Source organism: Methanogenium sp. MK-MG (assembly GCF_009914725.1).
Lineage (GTDB): Archaea > Halobacteriota > Methanomicrobia > Methanomicrobiales > Methanomicrobiaceae > Methanogenium.
This window is the reverse complement of sequence record NZ_JAAAWJ010000015.1, coordinates 1-14152: the sequence shown is the minus strand read 5'-3', so window position 1 is coordinate 14152 and position 14152 is coordinate 1. Positions and strand designations below refer to the sequence as shown.

General features: G+C 42.3%; 8 protein-coding genes and 1 pseudogene. All 9 read left to right on the top strand.

All coding sequences use genetic code 11. From position 1 onward, the window contains the following. Positions 1-3: 3 nt before the first annotated feature. Positions 4-264, top strand: a complete 261-nt coding sequence (locus MKMG_RS03860; protein WP_165075832.1) for a UPF0175 family protein — start codon at positions 4-6, stop codon at positions 262-264. After that, positions 245-742: a DUF3368 domain-containing protein gene (locus MKMG_RS03855; RefSeq protein ID WP_165075830.1), complete on the top strand. Its 498-nt coding sequence runs from the start codon at positions 245-247 to the stop codon at positions 740-742. The genes MKMG_RS03860 and MKMG_RS03855 overlap by 20 nt, the downstream gene beginning before the upstream one ends. Positions 743-854: 112 nt before the next feature. After that, a complete protein-coding gene (locus MKMG_RS03850) occupies positions 855-1901 on the top strand; it encodes a virulence RhuM family protein (protein ID WP_165075828.1) in 1047 nt (348 codons plus the stop codon). A gap of 457 nt (positions 1902-2358) precedes the next feature. After that, positions 2359-4017: a hypothetical protein gene (locus MKMG_RS03845; RefSeq protein ID WP_165075826.1), complete on the top strand. Its 1659-nt coding sequence runs from the start codon at positions 2359-2361 to the stop codon at positions 4015-4017. Positions 4018-4031: 14 nt separating this feature from the next. After that, positions 4032-6530, top strand: a complete 2499-nt coding sequence (locus tag MKMG_RS03840) for a hypothetical protein (RefSeq protein WP_165075824.1) — start codon at positions 4032-4034, stop codon at positions 6528-6530. Between the two features lie 4 nt (positions 6531-6534). Then, positions 6535-7575: a hypothetical protein gene (locus MKMG_RS03835; RefSeq protein WP_165075822.1), complete on the top strand. Its 1041-nt coding sequence runs from the start codon at positions 6535-6537 to the stop codon at positions 7573-7575. Beyond that, entirely contained in the window at positions 7568-12928 is a 5361-nt protein-coding gene (locus tag MKMG_RS03830; protein ID WP_165075819.1) for a DEAD/DEAH box helicase, read from the top strand. Before MKMG_RS03835 ends, MKMG_RS03830 begins: the two co-directional genes overlap by 8 nt. A 527-nt stretch (positions 12929-13455) precedes the next feature. Continuing rightward, on the top strand, positions 13456-13773 hold the full coding sequence (locus MKMG_RS03825; protein ID WP_165075817.1) for a hypothetical protein: 318 nt from the start codon (positions 13456-13458) through the stop codon (positions 13771-13773). Further along, positions 13770-14152, top strand: a pseudogene (locus tag MKMG_RS03820) (hypothetical protein); the annotation flags it as partial. The gene MKMG_RS03825 and the pseudogene MKMG_RS03820, both read left to right, overlap by 4 nt.

The following is a 14152-nucleotide window of genomic DNA, read 5'->3' as shown; positions in this document are numbered from 1 at the left end:
AAAATGTCTGACATTTCAATTAAGGTGCCTTTCGATATCGTCCAGGCACTCCGTCTCCCTCCTGATACTATCCAGGCCGAACTTCAACAGGAACTTGCTCTGGCACTCTACCAGCGGGGAATTCTCTCTTCCGGGAAAGCATGTGATCTTGCAGGAGTGACCCGGTGGGAATGGGAGGCGTTGCTTGGAGCACGGAAGATTCCTCGCCACTATGCAGACGATGAACTCGATCAGGATATTGCATATGCCACAAGCGGTCAGTAATTCTTCGCCTCTTATCCACCTCTCGGCAATTGGTCGTTTAAATATACTCCGCCGTTTTTCATCGATATGTATACCTCCGGCCGTATGGCGTGAAGTTGTTGAAGAAGGTGGTGCACGTCCGGGAGCAGCTGAAATCAGGCAAGCCCGCGATTCCGGATGGATCTCTGTCAGGGAACCGGTAAACACTGATTTAGTACACCTGCTTGAACAGGATTTACATGCAGGCGAAGCGGAGAGTATTGTTCTTGCCATTGAAACCAAACCAGATATACTACTCCTTGATGAAGCAGAAGCACGACGTATCGCAGGACTCTACAATATTCCGGTCACAGGAATTATAGGTCTCTTAATGCAGGGAAAGAAAGAAGGACATGTTGCTTCAGTGCAGGAGGAGATGGACCTGTTGCGTAATCAGGGCGGTTTTTGGATTCATGATATTCTGTATCGACGTATTCTTGAATGGGAAAAGAATGAGTAGAATATGGGGGCAGTTTTCTGTTTATTATCAGTCTGAATATGTCAATATCAGGGGTGCGACAAATCTATTTCTGTCGTGATATCTGAATAAAGTCTGTAAACGGAAACCAGCTATGAACAGAGATGAAAGAACGTTAATTCGAAACAGCACCGCTGAATTTCTGATATTTACTGCAACGGGCGGTGAAGGGTCTATTGAGGTCAGATATGAGGATGAGACTATCTGGACAAGCCAGAAAATGATGGCCGCCCTCTTCGGTGTCGATGTGCGGACAATCAGTGAACATCTCAAAAACATCTTTGAAGCACAGGAACTGTCAAGGGACGCAACTATCCGGAATTTCCGGATAGTTCAACCTGAAGGGAAGCGTACTGTCACCCGCACCATAGAACACTATAATCTCGATGCGATCATCTCTGTTGGATACCGGGTAAATTCAAAACGGGCCACACAATTCCGCCAATGGGCAACGCAGGTCTTGCGGAAATTTGCCATCAAAGGGTATGTTCTCGACAACAAGAGGATGGAGAACGGGACATTCCTTGGGGAGGACTATTTTGAACGCCTCCTTGCTGAAATACGGGAGATACGACTCAGTGAACGGCGGTTCTATCAGAAGATCACTGACATCTATGCCACCAGCCTTGACTATAACCCGCATGCACCCACAACCCGCGAATTCTTTGCAAAAGTCCAGAACAAACTCCACTTTGCCATCCCCGGGCACACTGCAGCCGAACTCATCCGGGAACGTGCAGACAGTAACAAAGAGCACATGGGCCTTTCCACCTGGGAAAAAAGTCCTGACGGCAAAATCCTGAAGACGGATGTTGCGGTTGCCAAAAATTACCTGACTTCCGATGAGCTCGATTCACTGGGGCGAATCGTAAACGCCTGGCTTGATTTGGCAGAAGAACGGGCAAAACGAAACATCCCGATGACCATGGAGGACTGGGCAAAGCGTCTTGACCAGTTCCTTCTGTTTGACGACCGGGACCTCTTAGAAAACAGTGGCACTGTTTCAGCAGAGGAGGCAAAGGAATGTGCAGAAAATGAATTTGAGAAGTACCGTATTGTTCAGGACAGATTTTATGAAAGTGACTTTGACCGGATGATTAGGGAGGCGGGGTACTCTTATACATGTGGGGCGGGTCGGTAGAACGGAGCGCTGCAATCTGGAGAATGATACGCCTGAAGGCATGGAATAAAGATCTCTCAACAAAAATGAACCACAACACCGGGGGGCTGCATACTTGAACATTATATTTCATTTACCATGGGCGAGTCAGTAACACATCATATCCATCTCTCGGCAATGGGTCGGTAATACCCATCATTTTTTCTCAATATGCATACTCCTCGGCTGTATGGTGTGAAGTCAGGGAAGGCCCGGAACAGGCATTCTCTCTTTTATCAATTGGTTCAAATATGTTCCATGTGGAACAAAATGTGTCCATTCTGATCTGTCAAATATGAGATCAGTTATGGCTTCTGGATCGGTTAGAGTAGATTGGAATATCAGTTCCCGACTGGGGGGCACATTCATTGAAAGTAAATATATAATCATTCTATTTTGATCAAACGGTTATTTCTCATTTTAAAATGTGTTCAGGGAATTGAGAGTTAAGAATAAATTCAGAATATATATCTTGGTTGAAGAGATATTTCCTTATTTAAGGGGATTTTATGTGGATTATGCAATAAGAAAGAGACGTTTTGGATCTGAAGATATGATCTATGCTAAAGATCCTGAAGATGCACGATACATTCAAAATCTCCAAAATAGCCAATTAATTTGTCCTGAGTGTAGGGAGCCAGTTATATTCATAAACACATTGAAGAGGATCTATTTTAGACATACACCAAACAATCCAAATACTCATAATTGTCCCAACTATTCAGATAGCAAATATGCAGAACAATATCAGGAGTTGCGTAAATCTGGTCGCCGTTCAAAACGGATTTATATTTCGAAGAGCGGGGGAACCTTTGGACTTTTTCTTGGTTTCCCTCCATTGGATGAGGAGACTGTTGTAGTCGCCAGAAATGAACATCTTGTAATACAGATTATCAATCCGAACAATGCGGAACTCAAAGAAAACAAACTCCTCATTAATCAGGTAATTTCAGGAGAAACCACTTTCATTCGGTTGATGTGGATATATGACAATTATTCACTCAAATATGGTGAATGTTCAGTCAGTGACAATATAATAAATATCTGGGATGAAGAATTATCCGGACTCCCGGAATCTGGTGCATTGTTTGCATATAGCAAAGATTATGCTCGGGGTATATCCGATTATGGAGAAATTACCACAGACAAATACTATTATTTTGCAACAGCCACTGAAATCCCGGATAGTTATAACGATTTTCTCGAATATGAGTTTGCAGGAAAACTGGAGGGTAGAACCTTTGGATATGAATCTAAATGGACGATCTACCGAGTGCAGTTTACTAAAGTCACCCAAAATGCCCATGAATTTGCAGACTTAATGAGAGTCGAACTTATTGAGTGGCATCCCCCATTAACTCCTCTTTGGCCTCCCCATGTGCAGTTTGGAAACAGGCAAATTTACCGTAAACCAACAACAGTCCTCAGTCTTGCGCAAAGATCCGACGAATCAGATTATTATCAGGAAACAGATACACAATCTTGTCTACCTATTCCAAAAAATCGAATTAATGCTGGATGGTTACTGTCCCCCTCTGTCAAGAGTTCCATGCATATAACATCGTCTTCTGGACAATATGAATCACACCTCACATGTGAATGTCCTGAAGAGATCTTTCAGTATCTTCCCCCGGAAATTACACTGGAATACGAGAAAAAACCCCTTGAAAATGGCGACCATTTTTTCCTCAAAGAGAAGCCATACTTATCCTTTAAATCGGACAGCAAGTGTAACATTTATCATTATTCTGAAAGACAACTGAAAAACATTCACTGGAATGAAATGTCTATTCTTGAATTTTTTGACCTTTCTAAAGGAGATTGTATTTGTGTACGCCACGGAATGGATGTAGTCTATCAGGTAGGTATTCCAAAACGCATTCAGAAAGTAATAAGTAACTCGGTAAATAACGACGAGGAGATTCATAAGAAACTTGTTCTGTTGGGAGGCACGTTTATGCCAACGCCCGTGAAAACTAAATATATTCTGAGTAATCTTGGAAATTATCCAAAAGTCAGTAGCTATCTTCGCCAAGCACTACAATATGGGAAAATCCCACAACACGCATATGACCATCTTATTTCTGAATTCTTCTGATGAGTTGAAAAGTAATGACTAATTTAAAAAAATATTCCAATTTACATTGCTGCATCGGAATTTCGGTGAAGTTTAGTGACGATGACATCAAAATCTTAAGGATCGCAGATATATCCACAGAAGACTGGAAAAAATCCCGACCTAATACTCACGGGAAAATATACTCTGATCCAGATGAGGAACCCATGCTCATACCAGTTAATCTGGAGAAAAATCCCGTCCAATCTGAACATGATGATGTTGGATTCTGGATATGGGGAGATATTCCCAATTCTGAGAAATGTAATGCTACCCCCTATTCAGCTTTTTTTAAGCATATTCCATGTAAATACACTTATCATGAACTCATCTTCCTGAAAAACCCAGAGTCCTCACCAGAATCATCAGATCATCAGAGGTTAGTGGGAGGTTCTGATGATGAGCTTGCACGTCTCTTGGAAAATGGAATTGTTGTTCCGGATACGTTTTCAGACAACCTCCTTGTAATCTATGATTACGATGAAGACGATTACTTCTGTGCTGAAATAAATAAAGCAACATCTTGTCTACGATATAACCAGTTGCTCTTTGTAACTGATAAAAAGTCATTGAATCGATACAATATCAAAAGAACTGATGTTATTGATTCGTTCGATTTGAAATATAAAGATTCATTTCCAGAGAATTCCGTAGACCTGACCCGAAGACTCATCTACACCAAGATGAAAATCAGTCAAAATGATAAGTTGGATTCTTTGTCACTCCATACTGATTCAGCCCGTTTTGCAAGATATTTTTACCGTATTGCCACTCGCTTGAACTATTCCGAGGATGAGAAAAAACTGGTAAATGAAATTGTCACTGAATCCCTGTCAAATTCAAAATTACAACCAATTTTTACAGTATCCCCAGAGAGTAAGCAACGGCTTGAATTGCAAACAGAGATCATAAACTCATATCTCAACACAGACGATAAAATTGAGGAGTTTGTAAGAGGGGTTATTGCACACGTCCCAAAGATCAATGAAGAATATGTTGCGAAAATGCAACATGAAGCCAATCAGGGACTTTTTGAGCAAAAAAAGGCATTAGAAGCTGAAATTGCCACTCTAACGAATGCAATAGAGGGTCTTAATGGTGATATTCTTGCGAAAAATGCAGAGAAAACAGCTGAAACTGAATCATTAAAATTACTCAAGAAAATTGTTGAATCTGAAGGTGAACGAGAAAGAGCTGACTTGAAATGCCAGATCGAACTGGAACTCAAAGATTTTGAAAAAGATCTAAAAAAGAGTGCTGTTGAGGAAATCGCCGCCTTCAAAAAGGAACAACTGCAGGAACTCAATAAAGAGTGTGAACAGTTTAGAGTTGATCAACAGAATGAAATCCAAAAAGATCTTCAATCGTTCCATGAGAAATCAAAAAATCTTCAGGATGAGTTGGTCTCATTAGAGGCAGCGAAGAAAAATTTGCAGGATGATATTTCAAATAAACAACACATTCGGGAAAAATTATCTAAACTTGAGCAGGACAAACAAGCTTTAGAAGCAATAAATGAACAGTTAAAGACCTATTGCGAACTGAAAATCAGTGATATTCAGCAGAATCCCGGAAAATTCCTTGGAGATCTGGCATTATTCAAAGGTATGGTGCCATCTGGAGTCCCTGAAAAAATAAGTGTTGCCTCCTCATCAAATTCAGGTCTGTTTGTTCAACCAGCCAAAGAATATGGATCAGACCCGTCTGAAATTACAGATATTGGTGAATTGGTTGGTTATCTGAGTGATAATCTCTCGAACGTTGGGGTTGAGAACGAATATACAAATATCCTTGCTAAATTCATCGCAGGAGCATATCTGACGAGGACTCCGCTCCTCCTTACAGGATGTAATACAAATCTCATAGCTGAAGCCATCTCAGTTACCCTCTGCTCACAAACTCCTGAGATTATATCAGTCCCTTCTGGTTACAACGACTATTCATCATTGCTAAATGCTGTGAAAAATACCTGCGGCAATGTTGTTCTTCTTCAAAATGTAATTGGGTCCATTGACGAATACTGTTATACGCATCTTGCAAGGGATATTCATGATGATAATCCCGAAAAATATCTTATTTTTTCACTTGATTTCGCAGAAACAATGCGAATACTCCCGCCAAGTGTACTGGGATACATGGCCCTCATCAATTCTGAAGATGTGATCACCTCCATTACAACAGATGTCCTGGATTCTGGTAACTGTGCCATAGCGGCACCTGCTGAAAGAAACCCACAGGAAGTAAAGAATCGGTATCAGAGGATTGCTGATCTTTCATGTGGAACGAATACAACAAATGGATACAATCTGACCAGAACGGCGATATTCTCTGCGGTTTCAACAAAAGACACAGAAGATGAAGATGCTGCACTTATTTTGGAGCTTGGAACTTTCTGCAAATTACTGGGAACTACGGATGAACTGAATCAGAGATTAGAATATCTTAGCAGAGATGACCTCAAAAATATCGTAGAGAAACTTCTTGGAGGAGAATAATTTCATGGGACAAGATCCCCATGAAATTATGGCGCAAGGGATGGGGATATCCCGGTTTTCCTGTGAAGACGAGAATGCCTATATTGCCCGAATACTTTACTCCGCCATTTCGGAGTGGACGAAAACAACAGTCCTGGATCGAAGTATTGAGGTTGAAGGTGAGGGATGTGATGCAGGAGATACACGTTACACAAAACATCACGTGACCAGAAAATGTAATCTCATCCTTTCCACATATTTAGATCTCTATCCGGACGTGGAAAAATGGTTTTATCCTAAGAATAAACCAGACATTCAGCCGACAAAAGAAATTCAGGAAAGACTGGAATTTTCAGGGTTTCTGGTCTCCGGAACTGAAAATACCATTCAGTTACCTCCTGACAAATACGCAAAAGTTGCTGAAGATTTATATTTGCTACGTGGGACATCATTTGGAAAAGATGGGGAGATACATGGTCTTGGATGGTATGTCAATAGTATTTCTGAACTGAATGTGTATTCTCTTGAAGAACTTTTTTTGATACCGCAAATTGATGCGAAAGATACTGTCCTTGAGTACAGCAGATTTGCTGAGGGAAAATTCACACTGAACTCCACCATTTCCGACGTCAGAAAGTATTTTGATCCATCATCGGGGCGGGTATTTTCTGAATCATGGGAACAATCGCTCTGTCATCCTTGGGAACGAACTGTGTATCGGAATAATATTTTTGATTATGGACTCGCTAAACAAGAGAATGGAGAGATATCTGCCCTTGCATTTCCGGGTCATATCATAAAGATGCAGGATGTTCGCAGATTCATGTATGGTCTTCGATATCTGAGTCAAAATCCGGAACATGCCAGAATAACAACCTACGATGACGCAATCAAAATCAAGTTGAACTCTTTTCTTCCGGGGAGAGAAGGTATGTTATTCTACATGATTGCATGGCCAGTTCGTAACATTCTGGACAGAACTGAATTTATTACATCACCGGTTTTTCTCCCAATCATTACCAAACTTCTGGAAAATCTGAATATTAAGGTGATACAAAATGGCTGAATACAGTGTTCAAAATACACACCGTGAACTTGTTGAAAAACTGAAGGACTACATTCAGGCACAATACTTTGGTGAGAATGATCTTCTTTTGAGTGCATCTAAAGATCTTTTGGATGAAAAAGATTCCATCTACAAGGATCCCTACATTGAATCAAATCAGACATACCAGTTACGAAAAAACGGACTGGTTGATGCTGATATCCCGGAAAATATCAAGGATTTTCTTTGCCAGATGAGTGACAAAAACTTGGGTGTTTTCCAGGTTCCCTACATTCATCAGGTAAAAGCGCTTGAGGATTTTTACCATGGAAATGACATTCTGGTAACGACAGGCACCGGTTCTGGTAAGACTGAGTGCTTCATGTGGCCCCTTATTGCAAACCTCGCAAATGAAGCAAAAACACGTCCTGATTCCTGGAATAAACGAGGTGTCAGGGCGTTGTTACTTTACCCCATGAATGCACTGGTCGCGGATCAGATCGGTCGTTTGCGAAAAATGATTGGGGATTACGATGGAGAGTTTCACACACTTTTTACTGAATATGCCGGTGATATAAACAGCCGCTCTCCCCAGTTTGGGATGTATACTGGCAGAACACCTTACCCGGGTCAGCCTAAGAAAGAAAAGGATGCAAAGCTGGCTAAAACGCTGGAATGTGATCTGATCAACCATAGCCCTGAGTTGATTGCGGAACTCAAATCAATGGGTAAATATCCCTCAAAATATGATCTGGAAACCTATATTGCAAATCTGAATGAGGGTGTCCATAAAACAACGTTACGTGATGCGGAATTAATCACACGTAAGGAGATGCAGGATAATTGTCCTGACATTCTTGTCACAAATTATTCGATGCTTCAGTACATGCTGATTCGGCAGATTGAACAGCCATTCTGGTCGAATACCCGCGATTGGTTAAACGAGTCTCCCGAGAACAAACTTCTGTTAGTCATCGATGAAGCACATATGTATCATGGTTCTGCCGGGGGAGAGGTTGCCCTTCTCATTCGTCGGTTAATGTACAAGTTGGGAATTACACGTGATAAAGTCCGGTTTATCCTCACCAGTGCCAGTATTCCGGCTGATGATGAGGATCGTAAAATCGAACTTAAACAGTTTCTTAGGGAGATTACTTCATGCGAAGATGATACATTCTCGATAATTGTTGGAGAAAACAAAGAGTATAATTCCCCAAATCCGATTGATATCTCTGCAAAACTGATTCGTGACTTCCCCCTGGATGATTTCCAACTGGATGATACGACAAAGATATTGGCAGTCCACAAATTCTTCCGGTTACTTGACGGAACCAGACCCCCGTATGATACAATCAAAGAACTGGAAGCATGGTTGTTTGAAACATTGCCGAAATATGGTCCAGTTCAACGGATAATAAATCAGACCGCCGGGAACGCTACCGAGATCAATGAACTTGCAGAAATTGTTTTCCCAGATAATGACATCGAAACTGCACTTCCCGCAACACAGGTTCTTCTCTCGCTTCTACCACTTGCCAAAAAAGACGGGCAGGTTCTTTTCCCTGCACGACTTCACATGTTTTTCCGTGGCCTACAGGGGTTGTACGCCTGTACAAATCCGAACTGTCCAGAAAAACACACCGGTGACGGCATCACACTTGGGAAGATCTACTCAGACAATGGACGAGATACCTGTTCTTGTGGTGGGAAGATCTATGAGTTAATCAACGATAGAAGATGTGGAGCCCTGTTCATCAAAGGATATTTGCATAATGCAGAAGATTCGGTGGAAAATGCACCACAAAATCCTTGGGAAATGAAATATCTTTGGTGCACTCCGGGCGAGGTATTTGGAGATGAATTGAAGGAAGTACATCTTTACATCGTCCCAAAGAATGGGTATGTGAATGAGGGAAAGGAAAAGATCCGTAGTGGATGGCTTGATACAAAGACCGGTTTCATCCATTTCACCAACATTCATGCTGGAGAAGATGAATTCCTACAGGTTTGTTATTCTCTTAATCCGGTAAAAGGAAAACCGGATCAGTTTACATTTAGTAAATGTCCCAAATGTAAAAAAAGGCTGACGTACTACTCGTTTTCGGATTTTTCTACGAAAGGAAATGAGCCGTTTTACAACATTGTCTCATCACAATTGTCCGTACAGCCACCTACAATATTTGATGAAGAAAAACTCAAACAACAACCAAATGCCGGGAGAAAAGTACTGATATTTTCTGACAGCAGGCAAAGAGCTGCTGTACTTGCCAAAGATATGACCCGGGCGGCAGATGCTTATGCTGCAAGAGCTGTTTTGGTTCTGGCGGCTATCCATTTGCAGGAGTGGGCTGAAAAAACGGGAAATATTGTGACACTTGAAATGCTCTATCCTGCATTTTTGGAGATCGCATCTCACAATCATTTACGCCTGTTCTATGGGGGGGACAAAGCTCGCTTTAAAGAAGATCTGGGAATCATCAAAGGTGCTATCAAAAAAGCAGAAAAAGGTAATAAATCATTAAAATACGATCGGCTTGTCAAAGATTTTGATGATATACCCGGATTGTTTTCAGAACAACTCCTGAAAAATCTCTGCTCGTCTTTCAGGTCTTTGACAGATCTTGGACTGGGTTGGATGGAACCTTGCTACAAGGATGATATTGAAGAATGTCTTGAATCATTTGAGGAACATGATATTGAGATGTCAGAAGAGGAGTTTATTGCCCTTTTTGCCGCATGGGCCCAGTATCATTGTACAAATTCATATGCTATCGGAACCCGAATTTCTGATCAAATTCGGTTTAATATTGCCCTTCGTAAGTATGGCAGATTCGGTGTAGAAGAGAAAGACCAAAATAAAATTTCATCCCGATTCAAGAGTGTCCTGGAGGAGAAATATACTAGGGAACAGATTAATTGGATCTTACTTAAACTGTTCAAAAAGTTCCTTCGTCGCGGAAATGGGGGGGAAAATGGTAGTTATTTCCTTGTCCTGGATAAAATTGCGTTAAAATTCAGGGACAACCATAACTGGTACCGTTGTAGAACATGTTCTAATATTTTCCCATATACTCTGTTTGGGAAATGTGCTGATTGTGGTTCCTCTGATGTCTATCACATGAGTGAGGAGGATATTGAACGCTACAAGTTCTGGAGAGATCCTGTTCTTGACGCGATCACTGAAGGTTCTGGGAAATCGATTCGTACCATTAATACTGAAGAGCATACGGCACAACTTTCCTACAAAGATCAACAGAATGACATCTGGTCTACAACGGAAAGTTACGAGATGCGGTTCCAGAATCTTCTGTTTGACGATGATTACCCGGTTGATGTACTGAGCTGTACAACAACGATGGAAGTGGGTATTGATATCGGTTCCTTGACTGCCATCAGTCTTCGAAATGTTCCCCCGATGCGGGAGAACTACCAACAGAGAGCCGGACGTGCGGGAAGACGGGGAACATCAATTTCAACCATCGTAACCTATGCTCATAATGGCCCCCATGATGGGTGGTACTTCACTCATCCCGATAAAATTATTTCAGGAGATGCCAGTAGTCCATGGATAGATGTAGATAATTTCACACTACTTCAGCGTCATGTAAATCTGCTCATATTAAGTGAATTTTTGAGTGAAAATGGGACTGATTTGTATGAATATCCGGTATTATCGTTCTTTGATAACTACTATGATAATTTCATAGATTTTCTGAATACATTCCGGTTCAAACCGGAACTTGAGGCAAGCATTTTTTCCGCTGAAAAAATGGATGCCGGTTATTATCAAGAATTTGTAGAAGGACTTATACCTGAATTACAGAGAATCCGGGATGATGTGTTCAAAAATCGTGAACTGCATGAGGTACAGGTTGAAAAAGGACGCAAAACCAGTCTTCTTGATCATTTGAGTTTTGAGGGAATCTTACCAACCTACTCTTTCCCACAAGATGTAGTAGGATTCTTTATTGAGAACATATATGGAAATAAGATTCTCCAAAGACCAGACCGCTCACTTGACATTGCGATTAGTGAGTATGCCCCGGGAAAAGTTCTCGTTGTGAATAAAGAAACCTACAAAGTTGGTGGAATTTACAGTTTCCATTCAAAGTTTCGAAAAGGCAATAAACGTGAAAATCAGGCACAACCATATTTTGAGGATCCAAATTATCTGTCGGATTTGTATCTCTGTCTAGATCCCTATTGTGGCTGGACTGATACAGACTATCCGATGGATGGAGTATGTCCATTCTGTGGAAAACCTGTCTCTGAAAACAAAAAACAGAAGTTGCTCCGACCGTGGGGTTTTGCTCCTGTAAATGGAAGGCCAATTCCTGAAGCACACGCGGAATTTGAACAGTCATATGCAGAGGAGCCATGCTACTTTGCAACGCCTGACCGTAGGGACATGAAGGATATCGGATGTCAGCACATAATGGCAGCAGTTCGTTCCGATAAGATCAGGATCATTAACAAGGGTGTGAAAGGACGTGGATTTAATGTGTGTCAGAAGTGTGGTGCTGCAGAGGTTGCAGAACAACTTACTGGTGAAGGTTCCGGATCGAAAATGTTGGAGGATATTGATCGACCATACGCAATCCCGGGTATGACTTCAAAGAAGTGTTCTCATAATCCAATAAATCTGTATCTTGGCCACACCTTTGCAACAGATATGATTGTCTTTGAGTTTGAGTTGGACAAGTCTCGAATTAATACAAATCCCCTTGGGATGTGGATTTCAAACGCTGCAACAACACTTTCCGAGGCGTTTTTACTTGCTGCAAGTCGTACTCTGGACGTTGATTTCAATGACATTAAAGGTGGTCACAGAATTCATGGAACTGGATCTAAAACCTTTGTTGATATTTTCATCTATGATAGTCTGTCAAGTGGAGCAGGATATGCAACTGGCCTTCGGAAAATGATCGATCCGTTACTTGAGAATGTTCAGGATGTTTTGAATTGTGATGAAGAAAACCCTTGTACTACAGCGTGTCACACATGTCTCAAACATTACTGGAACCAGAGAGTTCATGAAAAATTGGATCGTTTTGCCGCACTTGCTCTCCTTAACTGGGGTAGATATGGCGTTCTTCCAAAACCCTTGAGCATCGATAGACAGTATGAGATTATTTCCCCACTCGAACGTTTGTTTGGCGACGATCATTCTGAAATTCAATTTCAACCTGAACAAGAATGGATTTCAATTAATTCACCCAAAATATCTGCCAAATTTGTAATATATCCTGCGATGTGGGCAATTCCAAAGAATAGTTGTAACACTCTTTATTTGTCAGATTCGCTGGTGAATAGGGCACTCCCTAAAGCCTTTGATGAGACAGTCAACTTCATAAATAATCACATGGTGAAATAGATCATTCAAATGAGTTATGGCAAAACAATTTTCCCTTTTTTAAAAGTCAGAATGAAGTATCACTGACAATCTAAATGATATATATTCATACAGTGATTCCGCAGTAATACCGTCATCAACAATTTATATCCAAATTCACGGCGGGTAATGCCAAAAAGGGAAGCACACCCATGCAACCCGCACCCGCAGACACAAACCCAATAAAAGACTGACCAAAACGCCAAAACAAAACCCGAAAACAGATCACAAATCAGGGAGATGCATGTGATCTAATTATTTCCACGGTCAGGCATCATTCACGCCCAGCACATGATCCGATCCCCGATCTTTTTTTCGGAAATCATCCGTTGTTAGGACAGATTAATATTACCCAAAGTAATAGTTTCATACGTCAGTCGCCACCGGGGAAACGACTGGCAGAAGTGTGCATGGGTGTCATACCATCACAGACTTCTTCTTTATGCCCCGCTGCTATCCCCACATACGATAGTGGATACTATGTGTTTCGTGCACAGGAGATAAATTTCATGAACGAAATCAAAAAAACAAAAACCGGAACAGAATCCGGAACCGAAACCGGAAAACAACCCGGAATAGAAAACGGCAGCCCCGCAAAAAAACCATGCTCCCACATAGGTTTGAGAGGAACTGCCACGGAACAATCGGCGGCAGGACAGAAAAAATCAGCGGAACCGGAACGGGCCGCAGGATGCATGCCCACCCCTGCCCCCATCAAAGCAGACTCCGTCCCGCTCTCCCCCATCCCGCAGACCATCTCCTCAGAAATTCACGTATCCCCCCCGCTCTTCCCCGCGATGCCCGACTGCACGGAGGGCCTTGCATGACCGCAGATCCCAAAGAGATACGGGACACCCTCTCCCTGCTTTTTTCCGGGGGTGCGGTCGTCGAACTCCGGGCCCTCGCTGACGGCGGCGTGCACAGCGGATACTTCACCGACCACGATGTGATGGCAGAGCGGGTGGCGGCGATGAACCGTTTCACCGATGTCCACGGCTGCTATGTCACCCTGAACGAGGTGAACCCCGCCCTCCTCTCCCGGCGTGCGAACCGCGTCAAACAACGCCTCTCCCGGAGTGACGCGACCACCGCTGATGCCGATATCATTCGCCGCCGCTGGCTCCCCATTGACTTTGACCCCGTCCGGCCGAGCGGTGTCTCTGCGACAGACGTTGAGCATGCAGCCGCCCTCGAACGGGCCGAAGA